Here is a 21,658-nt window from a genome sequence, read left to right as displayed (position 1 = left end):
TGGCTTGTGTGACAAAGCATCTATGGCAAGGCTGGCTCGTGTGGCGAGGGGATTTATCCCCGTTCGGCTGCGAAGCAGTCGTCGCTTTTGGAGGGGACGGCTTCGCCGTCCAACGGGGATAAATCCCCTCGCCACAAAAACCCCACTCACCACAAAAGCCCAACTCGCAGCACAAGCCACCCTTGGGACAAAAGGCCCACCTCGCCACAGACTCAGTGAGACTCAGCCAGCCAGGCCAACAAACATATCCTGCACGTCATCATGATTATCGAGGCCTTCAAGAAACGCCTCGACTTCAGCCATTTGCTCGTCACTCAAGCCGCTGACCGGGTTCTTCGGCTTGTAACCGAGCTTCGCCGACAGCACGGTGAAACCCTGCTCAGGCAAGGCTTTCTGCACGGCGTCGAGGTCAGCCGCTTCGGTGATGAACAGGGTCGCGCCATCTTCAGCCGGTTCGAAATCCTGCGCGCCCGCTTCGATCGCCGCCATTTCCGGATCTGCATCCGGGCTGTCCGGCGACGCTTCGATCATGCCGACATGGTCGAAGTCCCAGGCCACCGAACCGGAAGCGCCGAGTTGGCCCTTGCGGAATGCGACGCGGATTTCGGCAACGGTGCGGTTGATGTTGTCGGTCACGCATTCAACGATCAGCGGCACCTGATGCGGTGCAAAACCTTCATAGGTAACGCGGTGATATTGCACGGTTTCGCCGAGCTGGCCCGAGCCTTTCTTGATCGCACGTTCAAGGGTTTCACGCGGCATCGAAGCCTTTTTGGCCTGCTCGACCACCAGACGCAGGTGGGCGTTGGTGGCGGTGTCGGCACCGTTGCGCGCGGCGATGGTGAGTTCCTTCACCAGCTTGCCGAAGATTTTGCCTTTGGCGTTGGATGCCGCTTCTTTGTGTTTAACCTTCCACTGTGCGCCCATTACTCACTCTCTTGTCTGTGGCGCCGAGACATCTATTGGCCGACGCTTTGCGCAAGTTTATACGGCCTAAAGTTGGCAATCGACCAAAAATTCGAGTCGCTCACCGGCATTCCTGATCGACTTATTCACTCGAGCGTGTAGGGCGATTCTGAAATGTGCGTTCAAGGTGCCCCAAAACGCCTACGGTTTCGTACCCTCAGCGTCCGTCCCCATGGCAGAAGCGTGTTCCATGCACAATGACAAGGAAAGTTCCTACAGCCTGACCCTGCTGGACGCTGAGCTGAGCCTGCAAGTCCTGCAGTTCAGCGGCCAGGAAAGGCTCAACCAGCCTTATCGATTCGAGATTGAAGTGACCGGCCAGGCCTCGGCCCTGGACCTGGAGTGCTTGCTGCATCAACCGGCGTATCTGCGGCTGGAAGGTGAATCGATCATCCATGGGATCGTACAAAGCGCCACGCGCGAACATCGCCATCAGCAACCGCACAGCTACAACCTGGTGCTAGTGCCGCACCTGCAACACCTGGACGGGATGCGCAACCGCCGGGTCTTTCATCAACTCGATGTGCCAGCGATTCTGCTTCAATTGCTGCAGGAAAACGCCCTGCCCGCCAGTAGCTACCGCTTTGAGTTACCGGCAGCGCGCTATCCGCACCGGCCGTTTTGCATTCAGTTCGATGAAAGTGATCTGGCGTTTCTGCAACGGCTCTGCGAAGAAGAAGGCATCCACTATCATTTCGAGCACCAGCGTGACGGGCATGTGCTGGTCTTTGCCGATGACAGCCTGAGTTTTCCTCAGGAACCGCTGCTGATAGCGTTTTGCGCCGACGCGCCGCACCCGGCAAAAATCCCCGTGATCAGCGAACTGTTCCAGCGCCACACCGCTGCCCCCATCATGGCCCACCGCGCCGCTGATTATCTTGATCGAGCGCAGTTGAGCAGACGGGTCCTTGAGCGCCTGCGCTGCGTGCATCGGCAGATCCACGGACAAAGCGAGCACAGCGAAATGCGCAGCGGCCGCATCGTGCAGATATCTGAGCATCCGATGGCGAATTTCAATGATCAGTGGCTGCTGACTGAAGTTCAGCACCATCGGGAACCGCCAGCGTTGTTTGCCGAGAACAGCATCGTGGACGCCAGAGCTTACAAAAACAGTTTCACCGCCATTCCCTGGTCCACTGAGTTCCGACCACCGTTGACCCGGCAACGGCCCGCCATCCCGGGCTATCAGCCCGCGCGGGTGCTGGGCCCCATCGGCCAGCCTGCCTGTGTGGATGAGCAAGGACGGATCGCCGTCAGATTGTGGCCCGTCGGCGCCTGCGATGGGGATGAATCCTGCGGCGTGTGGCTGCCCGTCGTCCTGGCCGCGCAGATGGATGAAATCGATCCCGCCAGACTGCCTGTCGGTGGTACCGAGGTGCTCGTCAGTTTCCTCGACAGCGACCCCGACCGCCCGGTGTTATGCGCCATGGCAAGCGCGCCGCCGCCCACTGTACGGCGGGCGGGCGGTGATGACCGTCTGTTGCTCGACTGGCTGATCAACCGCTAGCCTTTGTCGGCCTTGCCCGCCGCCGCCGCGAATTTTGCCAGACGCACGTCGAGATGCCGCGGTCGGCGCCCGTGGTCTTCGGCGCGCTCCTTGCGGCGGATGGCGTTGCGCACCATCAGCGAGCCGAGGTAACGAATCGGCTCCGGCGGGAACAGGCCCAACGGCCCGTTGACCAGCGGCGAGCGCGTCCAGTCATTGTCCAGCCCCTGCACCATCGAGGCGAGAATCTGCCCGCCCATGTGACACGGCCCGACGCCGCTGCCGGAATAACCAAACCCATAGAACACGTTACCGCTGGCACTCATCTGGCCGAAAAACGGCAGCCCCGTCACCGATCGATCCGAAGGCCCGTTCCAGGTTGCCTCAACCTTGGCATCGGCAAAGGCCGGAAAGAAATCGCCAAGGCTGTGCTTCAGTAATCCCGCATACGGCGATGGCTGATCGAACACTGGCAGCATTCGTCCGCCGTAAGCGAAAGTATTGCCGCCCTTGCCAAGCATGATCCGGCCGTCCGGAGTGTTGTGGTAGTAGTGCACGAAAATCCGTGAATCGAGCACCGTGACGCCGCTGGTCAAACCGATTTCGTTGAGCAGGTCCGGCCGCGGCTCGGTGATCAGCATGTCGCTGGAAACAACCGCAACGCTGCGTTCGAACTGCGGGAAGGCGCGGGCCATCCACGCGTTCATCGCCAGCACGACGCGATCGGCGCGGATGACGCCGTGCAACGTATGAATCGCCGCCGGTTTACCCTCTTCCAGCCCGGTCATCGCTGTGTGCTCATGAATCTTCACGCCCAGCTGCAAGGCCACGCGACGCAGGCCGCGCACCAGTTTGCCCGGCTGCACGCTCGCGGCGGCTGGCGAAAACCAGCCTTCCAGATGCTTGTCGGACCCGGCCATGCGTTGCACATCCGCCAGCGGCCGCTGGGTGAACGAGTTGATGCCGTTGCGCTCGAGTGCGGCGATCACGGCGTCGGTCGAGCCGCATTGCGCACGGTTGGTCGCCGTGTACAGCGTGCCGTCGAGACGGTAATCGGCGTCGACGCCATACTGCTCGCAGAACGCGCCGATCGCATGAATGCTGCGTTCGGACTCCTTGACCAGACGCACCGCTTCCTCCACACCAAACAACCTTTCCAGAGTGAAGTATTTCGCCGACCACGACAGCGCACATCCGCCGTTGCGCCCGCTGGCCCCGGCACCGCAGATGTCCGCTTCGATCAGCAGCACATCCAGCTCCGGGTTCTGCTCCTTGAGCATGATCGCCGTCCACAAGCCGGTGTAGCCACCGCCGACGATGCAGACATCGGCGCGGGTATCACCACGCAGCGGCTCGCAAGGCGCGCAGGCCTCGACCGCCAGCGCCTGTTCCAGCCAGAAAGGTCTCATGGGGCATTCCTTATGTACGCAGGGTTTTCACGCTCATCGGCCGATTGGGCACGAACGCGGTTTCGGTGAGCAGGCCGACCGGGCGGCTGTTCCAGTGCGGGATCAACACCAGGGCCGAAAACATCGCGCAGCCGGCGAAGACGATGAACACGGTGACCGTATCGAAATAGCCGGGCAGCAAGCCGCCAAGAATCGCCCCGACCGAGCCACAGCCATTGACGAATCCAGCTGACGTGGCGCCGGCCTTGGCGGTGCCGAAATCGATGGCGGCCGCGCCGCTGATCATCGAGTCCGGGCCGTACAGGGTCAGGCCCATGACGAACAACAAAGCGACCACCAACAAAACGCTGCCAGTCTGCAAAGCGGCCATGAACAACGCCAGGGTCACGGTCAACGCCAACAGGCTGAGTACGCAGGCCGGCATGCGTCGAGCGCCGAACAGTTTGTCCGACGCCAGACCCAGCAGGATCGGCCCGAGCAGACCGGCCAGTTCAAACGCAGTCGGAATAATCGCCGCGCCAACCTTGCCCACGCTGGGCATCTGCTCGAAGACAATCACCGGGCCCCACAACAGAATCGCGTAGCGTGCCGGTTTCAACAGAAAGTACGCCAGGCCGAGCACCAGCACCGTGCGGTTACGAAGGATTTCCCGCAGCGGTGCCAGCACACTGATCTTGCTTCGGGCGTAGGTTTCTTCAGCCGTCAGTTCGGGCTCCGGCTCGACCGCAGGCAAGCCGACATCCTCCGGATTGTTACGCTGAAAGATGAAAAACAGCACGGCCACCAATGCGACCACCGCCGCGCTGGAAATAAATGCCGCGTGCCAGGTACCGACAAGTGTGTACGCCCACCAACCGGCAAACGGCGACGCGACCAGACCACCAAACGCATAGCAGGAACTCAACAACCCGAGCACTCGCCCGCGCTGTTCGGCGGGGAAAAAACTGCCAAGGTTCTTGCACAGTCCCGACCATCCCGTGGACTGCGCCAGGCCCTGGATCAACATGCACGTGGCGAAAATCGGCAAGGTGGCGAAACTGCCCATGATCAGCGCAGCTATGGCGGAAATGATCAGTCCGCCCAGCACCACGACCCGCGGGCCAAAACGGTCGGCCAGCATGCCCCAGGTGAATTGTCCGATGGCGTAAGCGGCGAGGTAGATGGCGTCGAGGTTGGCCATGGCCATTTTGTCGAGGGTGAAATCGGGGTCTTCGGCGATCCCCAGTTTGGCCACGGAAAACGCTTTGCGAGTGAAGTAGAAAGCGGCGTAGGCGAGCCAGGTGATCGCGAAGATCTGCACGCGCCAACGCTTGATGGTGCCGATGTAATTGTTCATTGTGGTTCTGACCTCAGGGTGTGAGTGTGCCGGCAGAAATTGAGAAATAACGCCTGTGTTTTTTATTGTTGAGCACTGCGATACCGCTGCTTCCCTGAGGCGATACCGGTCAGATGAGTCCTGCTGTTGCACGCACAGGCTCATGGCCACCGCTGCTGTTCGACCGAGCAGTCAGCGGGGCTGAGGCCGATAAAAACAATTACTGATTAATAAGTGAAATCGATTTATCGTATTTCCAATATAAGCTCAGCTTGTTACTGGAGGTTTCGATGTCGGTTTCCCACGCCCAACTCAAAGCCTTCCACGCCGTGGCCGTACACGGAAGCTTTACCAAAGCCGCCGAGCGACTTTTTCTCACCCAGCCGGCCATTTCCGACCAAGTGCGCAAGCTCGAAGAACGCTTTGGCGTGCTGCTGTTCCATCGCAATAAACGCTCGGTGCGTCTGACGGATCTGGGTGAACGTTTGCTCAGCATTACGCAGCGGTTATTCGTCATCGAAGCCGAGGCGCAGGATCTGCTGCAGGATTCGCAAGCGTTGCAGACCGGCAGCCTGATTCTGGCGGTGGATGCGCCGGTGCACGTGTTGCCGCAGATTGCGCGGTTCTGCGAGCGCTACCCGGGAATCAGCGTGAAAATCGAGACTGGCAACACCGATGAATCGCTGTTTCGACTGTTCAACTATCAGGCGGATCTGGCGTTGTTGGGGCGTGATGTCAGCGATGAACGCTTGATCTCTTTGCCGCTGCGCAATGACCCGATGGTGGCGTTCGTTTCGCGCAATCATCCCTGGGCGGATCGTGAATCGATCTGCCTGGCCGACCTGGATGACACGCCGCTGGTATTGCGCGAAATCGGCTCGGTCACGCGGCAGACGCTGGAAGAGGAAATGGCCCGGGCCGGATTTCGCATTCGCCCGGCGATCCAGGTCGAAGGCCGGGAAGCGGCGCGTGAGGCGGTGGTGGTGGGAATTGGAGTTGGCGTGGTCTCCGCCGCCGAATTCGGCGCCGATTCGCGGGTCTGCGCGTTACCAATCACCGACTGCACCCGGCGCCTGACCGAGACATTGGTGTGCTTGCGCGAACAGAGTTCGCGGCGGGTGGTGGCCACTTTTTTGCAGATGGTGCGCGAGAGCCTGGTGTAAACAGGTTCGGCCCCTTCGTCGGATCGCCGCTCGGGGCAAGCCACGCTCCCACAGATTCTATGCTGGTCTTCGATGCTGAGTACGACGCAAAACCTGTGGCAGCGTGGCTTGCCCCGGGCGGCGATCCGACGAAGGCCGCACCTCGGTCTACCTATCTGGCGCCAACCCAAAAAACGCCTGAATCAAACGCAAATCCCGCCGCCGTTCCATACACCCCATCATGTGCCGATTGACCAACCCGTCCCCAATAATCGGCACCGCCACCACCCGCGGGTCATGGCTGACCTCCACCGATGACACCACACCCACACCCAGTTCTGCGGCGACCGCTTCAGTCACCGCTTCGCGGCTGTCCAGTTCCAGCAGCACCCGCGGACTGACGGTGGCCTGCGCACACGCCTCATCGAAAGTGCGCCGGGTGATCGAACTCGGTTCGCGCAACACCATGATCACCTGGTCCAGTTCCTTGAGCTGCACGCCCTTCGATTTCTGCGCCCAGGCATGACCGTGCGGCACCAGCGCGCAAATCCGCGATTCGCTCAGCGCCTGCAAATGCAGGCCCTTGCGCGGCTCGACTTCAGTCAGCACCGCCACATCGGCATGCTCTGACAGCAACGCCGCCAGGGTTTCCTGAGCATTGCCCAGGCGCAGATTGACGGTGATTCCCGGATAACGCGCGCGCAAACTTGCCAGCATCGGCATGACCATGTGCGGACCGTCCGCCGCCACTTCCAGCCGACCGGTCAGCAACTGTCGATTCGCTTCGAGCATCACCTGCGCCTCTTCCGCCAGGCCGAACATCGCCCGGGTGATCGCAGCCAATTTGGTGCCCTCCTCCGTCAGCTCGACCCGACGCGCGGTGCGCCGCAGCAAAGTGATCTGGTAATGCTCCTCCAGCGCCTTGATGTGGCCGGTGACCGCCGGCTGACTGATGAACAGCCGCGCAGCCGCACGGGTAAAGCTGCCTTCTCGCGCCACGGCGTCGAAGGCGCGCAACTGGAACAAGTTCATGAATAACCCTCACTGATGGCTGGCATAACAACAAACAATTTGATTGATAGCTCGGCAAATTGCAATTTAAGCCCCGTAGCTTCATCCCATCGATTGCGAGGACAAGAGAATGAGTACCGCCGAACCGATCCTGCTCACCCCTGGCCCGTTGACCACATCGGCACGCACCCGGCAGGCGATGATGGTTGACTGGGGTTCATGGGATGACCGCTTCAATCAACTCACCGCCAGCCTTTGCGAGCAACTGCTGACGATCATCAACGGCGCCGCGAGTCACCACTGCGTGCCTTTGCAGGGCAGCGGCACCTTCGCGGTGGAAGCGGCAATCGGCACGTTGGTACCGCGCGACGGCAAAGTGCTCGTCCTGATTAATGGCGCTTACGGCAAACGTCTGGCGAAAATCTGCGAAGTGCTCGGCCGTCCTTTCAGCACTTTTGAAACCGCTGAGGACGAACCGACCACCGCCGCCGACGTCGACCGTTTGCTGCACGCCGATACGAGCATCACTCACGTCGCACTGATCCACTGCGAAACCAGCACCGGCATTCTCAACCCGCTGGCGGAGATCGCCGAAGTCATCGCGCAACACGGCAAACGCTTGATCATTGACGCGATGAGCTCCTTCGGTGCACTGCCAGTGGATGCGCAGAAAGTGCCATTCGATGCGCTGATCGCCGCTTCGGGCAAATGCCTGGAAGGCGTGCCGGGGATGGGTTTTGTCTTCGCTCGCAAGGAATCGCTGGCCAACGCCGCCGGCAACTCGCACTCGCTGGCGATGGACCTTTACGACCAGCACACCTACATGATGAAAACCGGGCAATGGCGCTTCACACCGCCCACTCATGTAGTCGCGGCGTTGCACGAAGCGCTGCTGCAATACAACGAAGAAGGTGGCTTGCCGGCGCGTCATCAGCGCTACGCCGCCAACTGCAAAGTGCTGCTCGATGACATGGCCCAGCTGGGTATTCGCAGCTTTCTGCCGGCTGCGATCCAGGCACCGATTATCGTCACCTTCCACGCACCAAAAGATCCGCGTTACCAGTTCAAGGAATTCTACGAACGCGTCAAGGCCAAGGGTTTCATTCTTTACCCCGGCAAATTGACCCAGGTTGAAACATTCCGCGTCGGCTGCATTGGTCACGTCAACCAGAACGAAATGCACGCAGCTGTGGCGGCGGTCGCCGAAGTGCTGCGCGAGATGGAAGTGCTGGACATTTGATTCACCGCAATCTGTAGCAGCTGCCGAGCCTGCGAGGCTGCGTCCGGCTCACGCCGCGATCGCGGTGAAGCAGTCGCCATGTGTTTTTCTGAAACACCTGAAGTGGATGGCTTTACAGCTGCTTCGCTGCCAGACGCAGCCTTGCAGGCTCGACAGCTGCTACAGAGACCCCATTGATCGATAGAGGAATTTTTCATCCATGAACTACGCAAACCCAACCAGACTCCAGGCCGCAATCCTCGACTGGGCCGGCACCGTGGTCGATTTCGGTTCTTTCGCCCCGACGCAGATTTTCGTCGAAGCCTTCGCCGAATTCGATGTCCAGGTCTCCATCGAAGAAGCCCGTGGGCCGATGGGCATGGGCAAGTGGGATCACATCCGCACGCTGTGCGACCAGCCGCAAGTCGCCGAACGCTATCGCAAGGCATTCGGCCGCACGCCGACCGACGATGACGTGACCGCCATTTATCAGCGTTTCATGCCGCTGCAGATCGAGAAGATTGCCGAGCACTCGGCGCTGATTCCGGGTGCGCTCGACGCTATCGCCAGTCTACGGGAGCAAGGCATCAAGATAGGCTCCTGCTCGGGCTACCCGAAACAGGTGATGGATAAAGTGGTGGAACTGGCTGCCACCAACGGTTACGTCGCCGACCACGTGGTCGCTACTGACGAAGTGCCCAATGGCCGCCCGTGGCCGGCTCAGGCGCTGGCCAATGTGATTGCTTTGGGCATCGACGATGTGGCGGCTTGCGTAAAAATCGATGACACCGTGCCTGGCATTCTCGAAGGTCGCCGCGCCGGCATGTGGACGGTGGCGCTGATCTGCTCGGGCAACGCGCTGGGCCTGGATTACGAAGGGTATCGCGCGCTTGGCGGCGACGAACTGGCCAGCGAGCGCAAACGCATTCACGCGATGTTCGAAGGTTCGCGTCCGCACTACATGATCGACACCATCACCGATCTGCCAGAAGTGATCGCCGATATCAATCAGCGACTGGCTAAAGGTGAGATGCCGCAAAGCAGCTGATCGACCGCCCGTTCGTGGTCAATGCCAGCCCCCTGTGGCGAGGGGGCTTGCCCCCCGTTGGACTGCGCAGCAGTCCCAAAATCGATAAATACCAAGTGCCTCTGTCGCCAAGTTCCAGATTGTGACAAAGGGCAATACGCCTTTCAAATCCGGGCGGTGAAACCTCGACGGCCCTGCAATCCACCGGTGTGAACAAAGATCAGGCGCGTACCCTGTCTGAATTTCCCTGTTTCAACCTGCTGCCTCAGCGCGAAAAGCGCTTTGCCTGTATACAACGGCTCAAGCTCAACACCACTGACCCGTTCAGCCTGCTCAATGAATCCGAGCAACAGCGGATCGACTTTGCCAAAGCCACCACGGCTAGCCTCAAGCAACTCATAGGCCGGTGTGTGCAACCCCGCTTCTTGCACAATGGCATCGACACACTGCCTAACACCATGATCCCCCGGCACCGCCAGCGCCCCATAAACCGGATGATCCCCCGCCTCCGCCAGTACCAATCCCGCCAATGTAGTGCCGGTGCCGCAGGCCAGCCACCAGCCGTCGTAATCGCTCCAGCCAAGATCCTTCAGCTGCTCGCCGACCATCGCCTTCAATGGCATACAACCCCGCGCGCCAGGCAAACCGCCGCCACCTTCGGGCACGGGATGAAGGTCGGGATATTGCGCCAGCCATGGCGTCCAGAAACCCGCTTCATGCCGCGCGCGATAACCGCCATAACCCAACCAGTGCAGTTGCATCCCGAACGCCTGCAAGTCCTCCACGGTGGGCGTTATCTGTGCATGTCCACGCAGCAGACCCACGGTGGTAAAACCCAAGCGCTCGCCCGCCGCCGCCAGTGCATGAAGGTGATTGGAATGCGCGCCGCCCAGGCTGATTATGCCTTTCGCTCCGGCCAGATCAGCAGCCTTGAGATGTTCAATGAGCTTGAACCATTTGTTGCCGCTGATCAGCGGGTCAATCTGGTCCAGGCGCAGGATGGCCACTTCGATGCCTGATCGGGTGAGCCAATCGAGGTGAAGCGGTTGGAGGGGGGCTTTCGGTAGCCAACCGGAGGAGAAAGGCATCAGCTCGGCGCATTCTGCAAAGAGCGAATTCTAACAGCCAGCACACCTTGTAGCAGCCGAAGCCTGCGCGCTTTTTGTAGCAGCTGGCGCAGCCTGCGTCCGGTTCGAGCCTGACGCAGCACTCGCAATTCATGCACCGGGCGCGGGCCGACGCAGGCTGCGCCAGCTGCTACAAGGGTTTGCGTGATGTCAGAGTTCTGCAGCCAATCGCGAGCCCTGGTTGATCGCGCGCTTCGCATCCAGCTCCGCCGCGACATCCGCGCCGCCGATCAAATGCACGTTCTGCCCCGCCGCGACGAGCCCGTCATGCAGCTCGCGCAGCGGATCCTGACCGGCGCAGATCACAATGTTGTCCACTGGCAACACTTGCGGCTCGCCGGTTTCGCCGATGCGGATGTGCAGGCCTTCGTCGTCGATTTTCAGGTATTCGACGCTGTTGAGCATCTGCACTTGCTTGTTCTTCAGTCCGGTGCGGTGAATCCAGCCGGTGGTTTTGCCGAGGCCGTCGCCGACCTTGGATTTCTTGCGCTGCAACAGGAACACTTCCCGCGCCGGCGCATGCGGCTCGGCCTTGATCCCGGCGACACCGCCACGGGCTTCAAGGTGCGTATCGATGCCCCATTCCTTCCAGAACGCTTCACGGTCCAGGCTGGTGGCCACGCCCTGGTGAACCAGATATTCAGACACATCGAAACCAATCCCGCCGGCACCGATCACCGCAACCCGTTTGCCCACCGGCTTACGCTCGAGGATCACGTCGAGGTAGCTCAGCACCTTGGCATGTTCAACGCCCGGAATGGCCGGAGTCCTCGGCGCGATGCCGGTGGCCAGAATGATTTCGTCATATCCGCCGTCGATCAATTGCGCCACGTCGACGCGGGTGTTCAGGCACACCTCGACGTGGGTGGTCTGTAGCTTGCGGTTGAAGTAACGCAAGGTTTCGAAAAACTCTTCCTTACCCGGCACGCGCTTGGCGATATTGAACTGGCCGCCGATCTCACTGGCAGAATCGAACAGGGTCACCTGATGGCCACGCTCGGCCGCCACGGTCGCTGCGGACAAACCGGCAGGACCGGCGCCAACCACGGCGATTTTCTTGATCTGCTGCACCGGCAGGTAATTGAGCTCGGTCTCATGACACGCGCGCGGGTTGACCAGACAGGTGGTCAGCTTGCCGCCGAACGTATGATCGAGGCACGCCTGATTGCAACCGATGCAGGTATTGATCTCATCGGCCCGACCGGCAGCGGCCTTATTGACGAAATCAGCGTCGGCGAGGAACGGTCGCGCCATGGAAACCATGTCGGCATCGCCCTCGGCAAGAATCTGCTCGGCGACTTCCGGGGTATTGATGCGGTTGGTGGTGATCAGCGGAATGCTCACCGAACCACGCAACTTGGCCGTCACTTTACTGAACGCGGCACGCGGCACTTTGGTGGCAATGGTCGGGATGCGCGCTTCGTGCCAGCCGATGCCGGTGTTGATAATCGTCGCGCCAGCCTGCTCGATGGCTTTCGCCAGCGTGACGATTTCATCCCAGGTGCTGCCGCCTTCGACCAGATCGAGCATCGACAAGCGGAAGATGATGATGAAGTTCGGGCCTACCGCTTCGCGCACGCGGCGAACAATTTCCACCGGCAGGCGCATGCGGTTCTCGTAACTGCCGCCCCATCGGTCGGTGCGGTGGTTGGTGTGAGCCGCGAGAAACTGGTTAATGAAATAGCCTTCGGAGCCCATGATCTCGACGCCGTCGTACTCGGCTTTTTGCGCCAGGGCGGAGCACGTCACGAAATCACAGATTTGCTTCTCGATGCCTTCTTCGTCCAGCTCCTTGGGTTTGAACGGGTTGATCGGTGCCTGAATGGCGCTCGGCGCGACTTGTTTCGGGCTGTAGGCATAACGCCCGGCATGGAGGATCTGCATGCAGATCTTGCCGCCCGCCTCATGCACCGCGCGCGTCACGATCTGGTGCTTGAGCGCTTCTTCCTCGGTGGTCAGCTTGGCGGCGCCGGAGTACACGCCGCCCTCGTCGTTCGGGCCGATACCGCCCGTCACCATCAGGCCGACGCCGCCACGCGCGCGCTCGGCAAAATACTCGGCCATGCGCTCGAAACCACCCGGTTTTTCTTCAAGACCGGTGTGCATCGATCCCATAAGAGTGCGGTTGCGCAGGGTGGTAAAACCCAGGTCCAGCGGGGCCAACAGGTGCGGGTAATGAGCGGCGGCCATCGGTAACTCCACAACGAACAATCACGGAAGAAAATGTGGGCACTCTGCGGCACCCCTCTGTCATGTGTTACAGACTATGAGGACAACAGCGGCCACTCAATGACCGTAACTGACAACTTATTGATCCAAATGCGCAACGGCCCTTGGCAAGCGCCGGCGTGCGCCCTACCCTAGTCAGCGAATCCCGCACACGGCTGTCGACTGTTTTCCCATGCGCAAACTTTTGTACCTGACCTTTTCCATGGCATTGATTGCCGCCCTGACGACCTACGCAATGTGGGCCGCGGATCGTCCGGCGGGTCATTACCTGTCGGACCTGCGCATCGACCTCGCCGTCGACCAGGGCACGCCCGCCGATCGCGGCAACCTGCTGGGCATACAACCCGAACTGTTTCCTACTGATTATCAGAGCCCCGAGCGCCTGCATCGCAAACTCGCGGCTTATCTGCAGAAAGCTCAGCAGCAGGGTCTATTGAACGAAAAAACCATCGTGGTTCTGCCGGAACACATCGGCACCTGGCTGATGGTCAGCGGTGAGAAAGACGAGTTGTATCAGGCGGCAACCATCAAGGAAGCCATGAACTGGCTCGCCGTCAGCAACCCGTTGCAGTTCGCCCGCGCACTGATCAGTGCCGAGGGCGAAAATCGTCTGGATGATGCTTACCTGCGCATGAAGGCGAAACGCATGGCAAAGGATTACCAGGCGCTGTTCGGTGGCCTGGCAAAGGAATTCCGTGTGACCCTGGTCGCAGGCTCCATCGTCCTGCCCGAGCCTGGGGTCATCGACGGCAAACTGAAAACCGGTGGCGGTCCGTTGTACAACAGCAGCGTGGTGTTCAGTCGCGACGGGCTACCGATCGGCCAGCCGCAGCGTCAGATGCATCCGATATTTGCTGAACATGATGTCATCGAGGCCAATGGGGAGCACACGCTCAATGTCGTCGACACCCCGGCCGGGCGTCTCGGCGTAATGATCGGCAGCGACAGCTGGTACCCGGCCAACTACCGCAAACTCGATAGCCAGGGTGCGCAACTGGTTGCGGTCCCGGCGTTTGTTTCCGGGCGCGGCACCTGGGATAAACCGTGGCGTGGCTATAAAGGTTTGTCGACGCCGGGTTCCGTCAGCCTCAAGGCTGGCGAGCTCAGCGAGGGCCAGGCCTGGCATCGCCTGACATTGACCGCGCAGCCGCCCAGCAGTCAGGCGATTGCTGGCATGAGCGTGTTCTTGCGCGGCCAGTTCTGGGATCAGGCCAGCGCCGGCCAGAGCTTCCTCAGCAGCAACGGGCAGCACTTTGCGGACGGTAACAGTCGCGGCGCGCGCTTGTTGAATATCTGGCTGTAAGCATGAAACCGTTGCCGATGCGCCTCGGGGATCTGTCTGTGGGTTTCGTCCACAGCCTCGCCGACGCCATGCGCAGCCATGATATCGACCCGCAGCCCCTGCTCGAACAATATGGCCTGGACCCGGCACGCCTCAGCGAAGCCGGAGCCCGCCTGTCCATCCCGCGCTACATGCGCTTGGGTCATGGCGCCATTCAGCTCACTGCGGACCCGGCACTGGGATTGCGCATGGGTCGGTTGAGCCGCTTGAGCCAGGCCGGCCTTGCCGGCGTCACCGCCGCGCAGGCGCCAACCGTGAGGGAAGCGGCCCGTTGCCTGATTCGCTTCGAAGCGTTGTATGGGTCCAATTACCGCGGACAATCGAGCTTCCACGAGGACACCCAGGGTGCATGGCTGCGGTTCTATTCCATCAGCCCCTACAACACTTACAACCGCTTCGTGGTGGATTCGATCATCGCAGGATGGTTGCAGCAATTGTCCAGCGTCAGCGCTACTGCACTGCAGGCTGAACGCGTCGATATCGAATTCGAACAGCCAAGTTACGTGGACGCGTATGCAGCGCTTGGCACCTGTCCGATTCAGTTCGACGCCGAACACAATCAACTGCGCCTGAGCCTGGCGAGCCTTGCTTTGCGAAATCCGCTGCACTGCCCCAGTACCTGGCGTCACCTGCTGCAACTGTGTGAGCGGGAACTGGAGCAAATGACACGAACCCGCAGCTTGCGTGAACGTATCACACAGCTCTTGGGGCCTTTACTCAATGGTGGCCGGGAGCCCGACCTGGAAGAAGTGGCGGCACGTCTGAAGCTGCCCACCTGGACCTTGCGCCGCAAACTCGCAGAAGAAGGCACGCAATTTCGTGCGATTCTCAACGACACTCGTCGCGACCTGGCCATGACGTACATTCGCGACACCGAACTGGCATTCGGCGAAATCGCGTACCTGCTGGGCTTTGCATCTGCCGAAGCCTTCCAGCGCGCTTTCAAACGCTGGAGCGGACAGACGCCCGGCGAATTTCGCCGTAGCCATCGTCAAACTGCCTGAATTCTAGAGCTCGGTAGCGTCTTCAGCAGGCTCCAGCGGGTCCAGTTCAAATGCCTGGAACTCAAGCAGCTCTTCTTGATACTCGTCCATATCCAATCCCCCACGCTCAGAAAAAATGCCTGAATTAATGACCTGTTGATCGAGCATAAAGTGCCCGCGTGAAAGAAAAATGACGCAGGCATGCCAGCTCGCGGCTACTTGATAAAACGTAGCAGGCGGTCAGGGATTTATCACAGGATTTTTTCGCTGCGGCAGAAGAACTTCTGCCGGGCTTGACGCGGATCAACGGGGCAAGCCGTGCCGGGTTCGTCAGGGGCCGATCCCGGCATATGGCAACCGTTTACTGAGGCATCGTCGAGATCGGTTCTGACGGCGGCGGCAGGTCGGATTGCGGTGGCGGCGTGATGGTTTCCGACGACGGGGCAGGCTCATACGATTCGTTAGGCGTAATCGGCACTGTTTCTGCTGGCGGCGCAAAAGGCTCGGAGGCCGATGGCGTCGGGGCAGGCTCAGGCTGTGTGACCGGCGCGGTCACTGGTTCGACCACAGGTGCTGGCGCGGGCGCGGGCTCGGGGATAGCCGCAGGAGCAGGCGTCGGTGCGGGCGCGGGCGCCAGCGCAGCTGGGGCAGCCTGGACTTCCGGCATGCCGAGGTCGGTTTTAGGCTTCTCGGTGATGTGCGCAGCTTTTTTTGTTTCTGGTGGCAGGAACTGCTCGACCAAGGCAAAAAAGCGCTCGTAGAATTTTGCGGAGGACACGGTTTCGCTGGCGACCTTGACCATCGAGTCATCGGAGGAGCCAATCGGCATCGACACCGAGCCCAACACACCCACGCCAAGGCTGGCCGAGTTGTTGGTCTTCTTCAGCGCATAGCGGTCCTGCAAGGCGTTGGCAAACACGGTGGCGTGATGTCCTTCGCTGCCATCATCGGCGCAGACCACGTTGAAGCTGATCTCCATGTGTGTTTCGCCGGTTTGCTGGAAGCTTTTATGACCGCTCACCAGTTTCGAATCGCTGGCGGTAATGATGTAGCCCTGACTGAGCAGCGCCCGACGAACGGCTTCGCAGGTTTGCGCATCGGTTACCGGGTAATTGCGCGAGAAGGTACCAGAGTCATCGAAGTTCTCATGCTCGTAAATCTCGGCTTTCTTCGACGAGCAACCGGCCGCAGCGGCCAGCACCAACGCCAGCCCGACAACCCGCATGGGAATTGATTTAAACATTGAACATCCTGAGGAAAACGGTTCGGGGCGTATTGTGCAACATATCAATGCTTAGCGTCGCACCCATTAGCGTCTTGAAACAGTTACCGGGTTACTGACTGCAATTTCCCGAAAAAAGTTGCCGGCGACTCTCCAGGCCGATTGACGTTCCGGGATTTTCCCGCGCGCATAAAAAAACCCCGGCGTTCAGACCGGGGTTTTTGTGCAACAGGCAGATCAATCAAACATCAGAAACGTTCGATCTTCGCCTCAGCTTCCAGCTGCTTGCGGAAGGCCGCAAAGTCTTGCTGGCCAATGCGCGAAGCGAGGAAGCGACGGTATTGCGCCTTCTCTTCTTCTGACGGCGCTGCGGCTTCGTTCACGCTGTTGAGGCGCACGATCACGAGGCTGCCATCGGCAAGCGTCACGCTGCTGAATGTCGGCTTGTCTTGCGCCGCCGGTTTCGGCATGCGGAACAGTGCTTGCAGCACAGCCGGATCAACGCCTTCCTGAGCACGCGTCGCGCCAGCTGTCACTTTCCAGCTCTGGCCATCGATGGCCTTGTCCAGCGGGGTTTTGCCCTCGCGCAGGCTGGCGATCAACTCGTCGGCCTTGGTCTTGGCGGCAGCACTGGCGTGCTCCTTGGCCAATTGACTGCGAATCGCGGCAGACACGTTTTCCAACGGCAGTTGCGCAGGCTTGAGGTGCTCTTTGGCGCGCAAGACGATCACGGTTTCCGGATCGAGCTCGAGCGCAGTGCTGTTCGCCCCTTCATCCAGCACTTCCGGGCTGAACGCGGCAGTTACCACCGCACGGTTCGCTGTCACGCCTTCGCCACCTTCACGGCCGAAAGGCTTGGAGGTGTGCACGGTCAGCTTGAGGTCCTGCGCCGGTTGAGCCAGGTCAGACGCTTCGAACGAAGAGTCTTCCAACTGCTTGGTCGCCTCGACGAAATGCTGCTCGACTTGCTGGGTTTTCAGCTCGCGGGTCAGCTTGTCCTTCAGGCTGGCCAACGTCGGCACTTCAGGCGCTTCCACGCCCAACAGCTTGATCAAGTGGAAGCCGAAATCGGTGCGAACCGGGGCAGACACCTGATCCTTGGTCAAACCGTACAGCGCGGTTTCGAACGCTGGATCGTAAACACCCGGACCGGCATAACCGAGATCACCGCCGTTGGTAGCCGAACCCGGATCCTGGGAGAACTCCTTGGCCAATGCCTCGAATTTCTCGCCCTTCTCCAGACGCGCCTGCACTTCTTCGATCTTCGCCTTGGCTTGCGCCTCGGTAACCTTGTCGTTCACTTCGATCAGAATGTGCGCGGCCCGGCGTTGCTCGGAGAGGTTCGCGATTTCTTTCTGATACGCGGCTTGCAGGTCTTCGTCCTTGACCGCTACCTGATCAAAGAAGGAAGACTTCTTCAGCTCGATGTAGTCGACGATTACCTGATCCGGCGTCATGAATTCCTTTGCGTGTTCGTCGTAGTAGGCCTTGACCTCTTCGTCGGTCACGTTGACCGCCGCCGGGTCAGCCTTGACGTTCAGGGAGGCGAAATCGCGCGTCTGTTTTTCCAGACGGGCAAAAGCGAGAACCTGTGCGTCGGTGACAAAACCGCTGCCAGCCAGACCCGCGCGCAACTGACCGATGAGCATTTCCTGAGTCAGCATCTGACGGAACTGCATACGGCTATAACCCAGCTGACGAATCACCTGGTCAAACCGCTCGGCGCTAAACTTGCCGTCCACCTGGAATTCCGGCGTCTGCAGGATCACTTGATCCAGCGCGGCTTCGGAGAATGCGAATTTCGATTCTTCTGCGCCCTGAAGCAGCAGTTTGCGGTCGATCAAGCCCTTGAGAGCCGAGTCGCGTAACATTTTCTCATCAAGCAGAGAAGCATCGAAATCTTTGCCCAGCTGCTGCATGAGTTGGCGGCGTTGCATGTCAACCGCTTGGCTCAGCTCGCCCTGAGTGATTTCGTCACCATTGACTTCAGCCGCGTTCTGGCTGTTGGTCGTGGCCTGAAAAATGGCCTCTACACCGGTGAAAGCCATCAGTACAACGATGATCCCGATGATGGTTTTGGCAATCCAGCCTTGTGAATTGTCCCTGATATTCTGCAGCATGCGTCCCCCAGAAACGGTTGAACTTCAAAATTAGGCAACCGTGGAGCGTGGGTAGAATCCGGATAGAAGAAAGGCGCATCCGAGGATGCGCCTTCTCGTAACTGGCGGAGCGGACCAAGGGTTCGAACGTGCGACCCCCGGTGTCTCGGACCGGCGACTCGCCGACTGAACTACCGCTCCGCTGCCAGGTCAGGTATGACCCCGACCCGGATAGGCAAAAAACCTGAATCTGACTTAGTTGACAGCTTCTTTCAGTGCTTTACCGGCTTTGAAGCCTGGTTTTTTAGCAGCTGCGATTTCCAGAGTCTTACCGGTCTGTGGGTTGCGACCGATGCGAGCTGGACGATCAGTCACGGAGAAAGTACCGAAACCGACCAGAACAACGGAATCACCGGCCTTCAGAGCACCAGTAACGGATTCGATTACAGCGTCCAGCGCACGGCCAGCAGCAGCTTTCGGGATATCAGCGGATGCAGCGATAGCATCAATCAGTTCCGACTTGTTCACTCTAAGTCCCCTTATATCTATTTTGAGTATGATTCTAAGTTTTTTGGTGAAAGCAAAAACGAGTGCTGAATGGCCTACAGACACTTAAGAGCCGCTTTATAACAAGGGCTCCAAAAAGCTGTCAACAAGCCCCTCAGGCAAATGCGTATTAATGCGTGCTAATTCTTTCCTTAGAGTCAGACTCGCGTTTTTCATCCTTTGCGACGATCTCCGGGGCCACATCAGGAAGGGGCTCCGGCGCGTATTGCAGCGCAATTTGCAGGACCTCGTCAATCCATTTAACCGGTTTGATCTGAAGATCCTGCTTGATGTTGTCAGGAATTTCCTTCAAATCGCGCACGTTCTCCTCAGGAATGATCACAGTCTTGATGCCACCACGGTGAGCCGCGAGCAGTTTCTCTTTCAGACCGCCAATGGCCAGGACCTGACCACGCAGAGTGATTTCGCCGGTCATGGCGACATCAGCGCGCACCGGAATGCCGGTAAGGGCCGATACCAGCGCCGTGCACATGCCCACGCCGGCGCTAGGGCCGTCCTTCGGGGTAGCCCCTTCCGGCATATGGATGTGCGTGTCGCGCTTCTCGTGGAAGTCCAGAGGGATGCCCAGGCTTTTCGCCCGGCTGCGCACAACGGTGAGTGCGGCGGTAATGGACTCGACCATCACGTCGCCCAGCGAGCCAGTCTTGATCAACTGACCTTTGCCCGGCACAACTGCCGCCTCGATGGTCAGTAATTCGCCGCCGACTTGAGTCCATGCCAAGCCAGTTACCTGACCAATCTGGTCCTGCGATTCAGCCAGGCCATAACGGAATTTACGCACGCCGAGGAAGTGTTCCAGCATGTCCGCAGTGACTTTCACCGAGAAGCGTTTTTCCAGCGCATGCTCTTTGACGGCCTTGCGGCAGACCTTGGCAATCTGGCGCTCAAGCCCGCGCACACCGGCCTCGCGAGTGTAGTAACGGATGATGTCGCGGATCGCCTCAGCGTCGAATTCCAGCTCGCCCTTCTTCAGGCCGTTGGCGGTAATCTGCTTTGGCGAAAGGTATTTGACGGCGATGTTGATCTTCTCGTCTTCGGTGTAACCCGGCAGACGAATCACTTCCATCCTGTCCAGCAGTGCCGGCGGGATGTTCATCGAGTTCGAGGTGCAGAGAAACATCACATCGGACAGATCGTAGTCGACTTCCAGGTAGTGATCGTTGAAGTTGTGATTCTGCTCGGGGTCGAGCACTTCCAGCAACGCTGACGCCGGATCGCCACGCATGTCGCTGCCCATTTTGTCGATTTCATCGAGCAGGAACAGCGGGTTGCGAACGCCCACTTTGGTCATCTTTTGAATCAATCTTCCTGGCATCGAACCGATATAAGTCCGGCGATGGCCACGAATTTCCGCTTCATCGCGCACACCGCCCAAGGCCATGCGCACGAATTTACGGTTGGTGGCATGAGCAATCGATTCCGCCAGCGAGGTTTTACCCACGCCTGGAGGACCAACCAGGCACAACACCGGACCACGAATTTTCTTCACACGCTTTTGCACGGCGAGGTATTCGAGGATCCGTTCTTTGACTTCTTCCAGACCGTAATGGTCGGCATCGAGAATGTCTTCGGCACGGGCGAGGTCCAGACGCACTTTACTCTGGGCTTTCCACGGCACCTGCACCAGCCAGTCGATGTACGACCGCACCACCGTCGCTTCTGCGGACATTGGCGACATTTGCTTGAGCTTGTTCAGCTCGCCCTGGGCTTTGGCCAGAGCGTCCTTGGGCAGACCGGCGGCATCGATGCGCTTTTTCAGCTCTTCGATTTCGTTATGGCCTTCGTCGCTGTCACCGAGCTCTTTCTGAATGGCCTTCATCTGCTCATTCAGGTAGTACTCGCGCTGGCTGCGCTCCATTTGTTTTTTGACACGACCGCGAATTCGTTTTTCGACTTGCAACAAATCGATCTCGCCATCCAGCAACGCCAGGACATGCTCGACGCGGGCGGACAAATCAATGATTTCGAGGATTTCCTGCTTCTGTTCGATTTTCAACGCCATGTGCGCGGCCATGGTGTCAACCAAACGGCCCGGCTCGTCGATGCTGTTGAGCGACGACAGAACTTCAGCCGGAACTTTCTTGCCAAGCTGCACATATTGTTCAAACTGCGACAGCAGGCTGCGCACGAACACTTCCGACTCGCGCTCCGGCGCGTCGACTTCATCGATCAGGGAAACTTCTGCGCGGCAGTGGCCGTCCACTTCGCTGAAGCGCTCGACGGCGCCCCGCTGCTCACCTTCGACCAGCACCTTGACCGTGCCGTCTGGCAATTTGAGCAGTTGCAGGACAGTGGCAATCGTACCCACGCGATAAAGCGCGTCTTCACCGGGATCGTCGTCGGCCGGGTTTCTCTGAGCAATCAGCAATATCTGCTTATCGCCCGTCATCGCTGCCTCGAGGGCTTCGATGGATTTCTCGCGCCCCACGAACAGCGGGATAACCATGTGCGGATAAACCACGACGTCGCGCAATGGCAGGAGAGGCAATTCGATGGTTGTCTTCATGATTTCGC

The 21,658-nt window shown here is 59.5% G+C and carries 17 protein-coding genes; 6 read left to right on the top strand and 11 right to left on the bottom strand.

Going from position 1 to position 21,658, the window contains the following annotated elements; genetic code table 11:
* Positions 1-222 precede the first annotated feature (222 nt).
* Entirely contained in the window at positions 223-927 is a 705-nt protein-coding gene (locus DU29_RS0122670) for a YebC/PmpR family DNA-binding transcriptional regulator (protein WP_028623761.1), read from the bottom strand.
* 229 nt (positions 928-1,156) lie between these two features.
* Between DU29_RS0122670 and DU29_RS0122665 the strand changes: the two genes are divergently transcribed.
* Positions 1,157-2,473 carry a type VI secretion system Vgr family protein gene (locus DU29_RS0122665; protein WP_028623760.1) on the top strand — a complete coding sequence of 439 codons (1,317 nt, stop codon included), beginning with the start codon at positions 1,157-1,159 and terminating at the stop codon, positions 2,471-2,473.
* Here the strand turns inward: DU29_RS0122665 and DU29_RS0122660 are convergent.
* Positions 2,470-3,861 carry an FAD-dependent oxidoreductase gene (locus tag DU29_RS0122660; protein WP_028623759.1) on the bottom strand — a complete coding sequence of 464 codons (1,392 nt, stop codon included), beginning with the start codon at positions 3,859-3,861 and terminating at the stop codon, positions 2,470-2,472. The genes DU29_RS0122665 and DU29_RS0122660 overlap by 4 nt on opposite strands.
* Positions 3,862-3,871: 10 nt before the next feature.
* Complete coding sequence (locus tag DU29_RS0122655; RefSeq protein WP_028623758.1) at positions 3,872-5,197, bottom strand: MFS transporter; 1,326 nt, start codon at positions 5,195-5,197, stop codon at positions 3,872-3,874.
* 269 nt (positions 5,198-5,466) lie between these two features.
* On the opposite strand from DU29_RS0122655, the gene DU29_RS0122650 reads away from it, so the two are divergent.
* Positions 5,467-6,339: a LysR family transcriptional regulator gene (locus DU29_RS0122650; RefSeq protein WP_028623757.1), complete on the top strand. Its 873-nt coding sequence runs from the start codon at positions 5,467-5,469 to the stop codon at positions 6,337-6,339.
* 147 nt (positions 6,340-6,486) lie between these two features.
* Here DU29_RS0122650 and DU29_RS0122645 read toward each other — a convergent pair whose 3' ends face one another.
* Positions 6,487-7,350: a LysR substrate-binding domain-containing protein gene (locus tag DU29_RS0122645; protein WP_028623756.1), complete on the bottom strand. Its 864-nt coding sequence runs from the start codon at positions 7,348-7,350 to the stop codon at positions 6,487-6,489.
* 109 nt (positions 7,351-7,459) lie between these two features.
* Here DU29_RS0122645 and DU29_RS0122640 point away from each other — a divergent pair, with 109 nt between their 5' ends.
* Positions 7,460-8,569, top strand: coding sequence for a 2-aminoethylphosphonate--pyruvate transaminase (locus DU29_RS0122640; protein ID WP_028623755.1), 1,110 nt, complete (start codon positions 7,460-7,462; stop codon positions 8,567-8,569).
* Between the two features lie 199 nt (positions 8,570-8,768).
* Positions 8,769-9,596 carry a phosphonoacetaldehyde hydrolase gene (gene phnX, locus DU29_RS0122635; protein WP_028623754.1) on the top strand — a complete coding sequence of 276 codons (828 nt, stop codon included), beginning with the start codon at positions 8,769-8,771 and terminating at the stop codon, positions 9,594-9,596.
* A gap of 143 nt (positions 9,597-9,739) precedes the next feature.
* Here phnX and DU29_RS0122630 read toward each other — a convergent pair whose 3' ends face one another.
* Positions 9,740-10,663, bottom strand: coding sequence for a 1-aminocyclopropane-1-carboxylate deaminase/D-cysteine desulfhydrase (locus DU29_RS0122630; protein ID WP_081832531.1), 924 nt, complete (start codon positions 10,661-10,663; stop codon positions 9,740-9,742).
* 189 nt (positions 10,664-10,852) lie between these two features.
* The gene (locus DU29_RS0122625) at positions 10,853-12,892 is read right to left on the bottom strand and encodes an NADPH-dependent 2,4-dienoyl-CoA reductase (RefSeq protein WP_028623752.1); all 2,040 of its coding nucleotides are present in this window, start codon (positions 12,890-12,892) and stop codon (positions 10,853-10,855) included.
* A 211-nt stretch (positions 12,893-13,103) separates the two neighbouring features.
* Here DU29_RS0122625 and DU29_RS0122620 point away from each other — a divergent pair, with 211 nt between their 5' ends.
* Positions 13,104-14,234 (top strand): carbon-nitrogen hydrolase family protein, encoded by a 1,131-nt coding sequence (locus DU29_RS0122620; protein ID WP_028623751.1) that lies wholly within the window; start codon positions 13,104-13,106, stop codon positions 14,232-14,234.
* A 2-nt stretch (positions 14,235-14,236) separates the two neighbouring features.
* Positions 14,237-15,277 (top strand): AraC family transcriptional regulator, encoded by a 1,041-nt coding sequence (locus DU29_RS0122615; RefSeq protein ID WP_028623750.1) that lies wholly within the window; start codon positions 14,237-14,239, stop codon positions 15,275-15,277.
* Between the two features lie 3 nt (positions 15,278-15,280).
* On the opposite strand, the gene DU29_RS1000000133030 is transcribed toward DU29_RS0122615, so the two are convergent.
* From DU29_RS1000000133030 to lon, 5 genes are all read right to left on the bottom strand, one after another.
* Entirely contained in the window at positions 15,281-15,424 is a 144-nt protein-coding gene (locus DU29_RS1000000133030) for a hypothetical protein (RefSeq protein WP_177326980.1), read from the bottom strand.
* Positions 15,425-15,617: 193 nt separating this feature from the next.
* Positions 15,618-16,499, bottom strand: a complete 882-nt coding sequence (locus tag DU29_RS0122605) for a DUF2242 domain-containing protein (protein ID WP_028623749.1) — start codon at positions 16,497-16,499, stop codon at positions 15,618-15,620.
* Between the two features lie 227 nt (positions 16,500-16,726).
* Positions 16,727-18,598 carry a SurA N-terminal domain-containing protein gene (locus tag DU29_RS0122600; RefSeq protein ID WP_028623748.1) on the bottom strand — a complete coding sequence of 624 codons (1,872 nt, stop codon included), beginning with the start codon at positions 18,596-18,598 and terminating at the stop codon, positions 16,727-16,729.
* A gap of 234 nt (positions 18,599-18,832) precedes the next feature.
* The gene (locus DU29_RS0122590; RefSeq protein ID WP_002552737.1) at positions 18,833-19,105 is read right to left on the bottom strand and encodes an HU family DNA-binding protein; all 273 of its coding nucleotides are present in this window, start codon (positions 19,103-19,105) and stop codon (positions 18,833-18,835) included.
* A gap of 148 nt (positions 19,106-19,253) precedes the next feature.
* Complete coding sequence (gene lon, locus DU29_RS0122585) at positions 19,254-21,650, bottom strand: endopeptidase La (protein WP_028623747.1); 2,397 nt, start codon at positions 21,648-21,650, stop codon at positions 19,254-19,256.
* Positions 21,651-21,658 lie beyond the last annotated feature (8 nt).

Origin of the sequence: Pseudomonas sp. Ant30-3, assembly GCF_000690905.1 — a bacterium.
In the GTDB taxonomy this organism is placed as follows: Bacteria; Pseudomonadota; Gammaproteobacteria; order Pseudomonadales; family Pseudomonadaceae; genus Aquipseudomonas.
The sequence above is the reverse complement of the archived record's forward strand: the minus strand, read 5'-3'. Positions and strand labels throughout refer to the sequence as shown.

What these genes read in the sequence shown, in the direction of transcription:
- DU29_RS0122670 (WP_028623761.1), bottom strand. Translation starts at nt 927, where the DNA reads ATGGGCGCACAGTGGAAGGTTAAACACAAAGAAGCGGCATCCAACGCC.
- DU29_RS0122665 (WP_028623760.1), top strand. Translation starts at nt 1,157, where the DNA reads ATGCACAATGACAAGGAAAGTTCCTACAGCCTGACCCTGCTGGACGCT.
- DU29_RS0122660 (WP_028623759.1), bottom strand. Translation starts at nt 3,861, where the DNA reads ATGAGACCTTTCTGGCTGGAACAGGCGCTGGCGGTCGAGGCCTGCGCG.
- DU29_RS0122655 (WP_028623758.1), bottom strand. Translation starts at nt 5,197, where the DNA reads ATGAACAATTACATCGGCACCATCAAGCGTTGGCGCGTGCAGATCTTC.
- DU29_RS0122650 (WP_028623757.1), top strand. Translation starts at nt 5,467, where the DNA reads ATGTCGGTTTCCCACGCCCAACTCAAAGCCTTCCACGCCGTGGCCGTA.
- DU29_RS0122645 (WP_028623756.1), bottom strand. Translation starts at nt 7,350, where the DNA reads ATGAACTTGTTCCAGTTGCGCGCCTTCGACGCCGTGGCGCGAGAAGGC.
- DU29_RS0122640 (WP_028623755.1), top strand. Translation starts at nt 7,460, where the DNA reads ATGAGTACCGCCGAACCGATCCTGCTCACCCCTGGCCCGTTGACCACA.
- phnX (WP_028623754.1), top strand. Translation starts at nt 8,769, where the DNA reads ATGAACTACGCAAACCCAACCAGACTCCAGGCCGCAATCCTCGACTGG.
- DU29_RS0122630 (WP_081832531.1), bottom strand. Translation starts at nt 10,663, where the DNA reads ATGCCTTTCTCCTCCGGTTGGCTACCGAAAGCCCCCCTCCAACCGCTT.
- DU29_RS0122625 (WP_028623752.1), bottom strand. Translation starts at nt 12,892, where the DNA reads ATGGCCGCCGCTCATTACCCGCACCTGTTGGCCCCGCTGGACCTGGGT.
- DU29_RS0122620 (WP_028623751.1), top strand. Translation starts at nt 13,104, where the DNA reads ATGCGCAAACTTTTGTACCTGACCTTTTCCATGGCATTGATTGCCGCC.
- DU29_RS0122615 (WP_028623750.1), top strand. Translation starts at nt 14,237, where the DNA reads ATGAAACCGTTGCCGATGCGCCTCGGGGATCTGTCTGTGGGTTTCGTC.
- DU29_RS1000000133030 (WP_177326980.1), bottom strand. Translation starts at nt 15,424, where the DNA reads ATGCTCGATCAACAGGTCATTAATTCAGGCATTTTTTCTGAGCGTGGG.
- DU29_RS0122605 (WP_028623749.1), bottom strand. Translation starts at nt 16,499, where the DNA reads ATGTTTAAATCAATTCCCATGCGGGTTGTCGGGCTGGCGTTGGTGCTG.
- DU29_RS0122600 (WP_028623748.1), bottom strand. Translation starts at nt 18,598, where the DNA reads ATGCTGCAGAATATCAGGGACAATTCACAAGGCTGGATTGCCAAAACC.
- lon (WP_028623747.1), bottom strand. Translation starts at nt 21,650, where the DNA reads ATGAAGACAACCATCGAATTGCCTCTCCTGCCATTGCGCGACGTCGTG.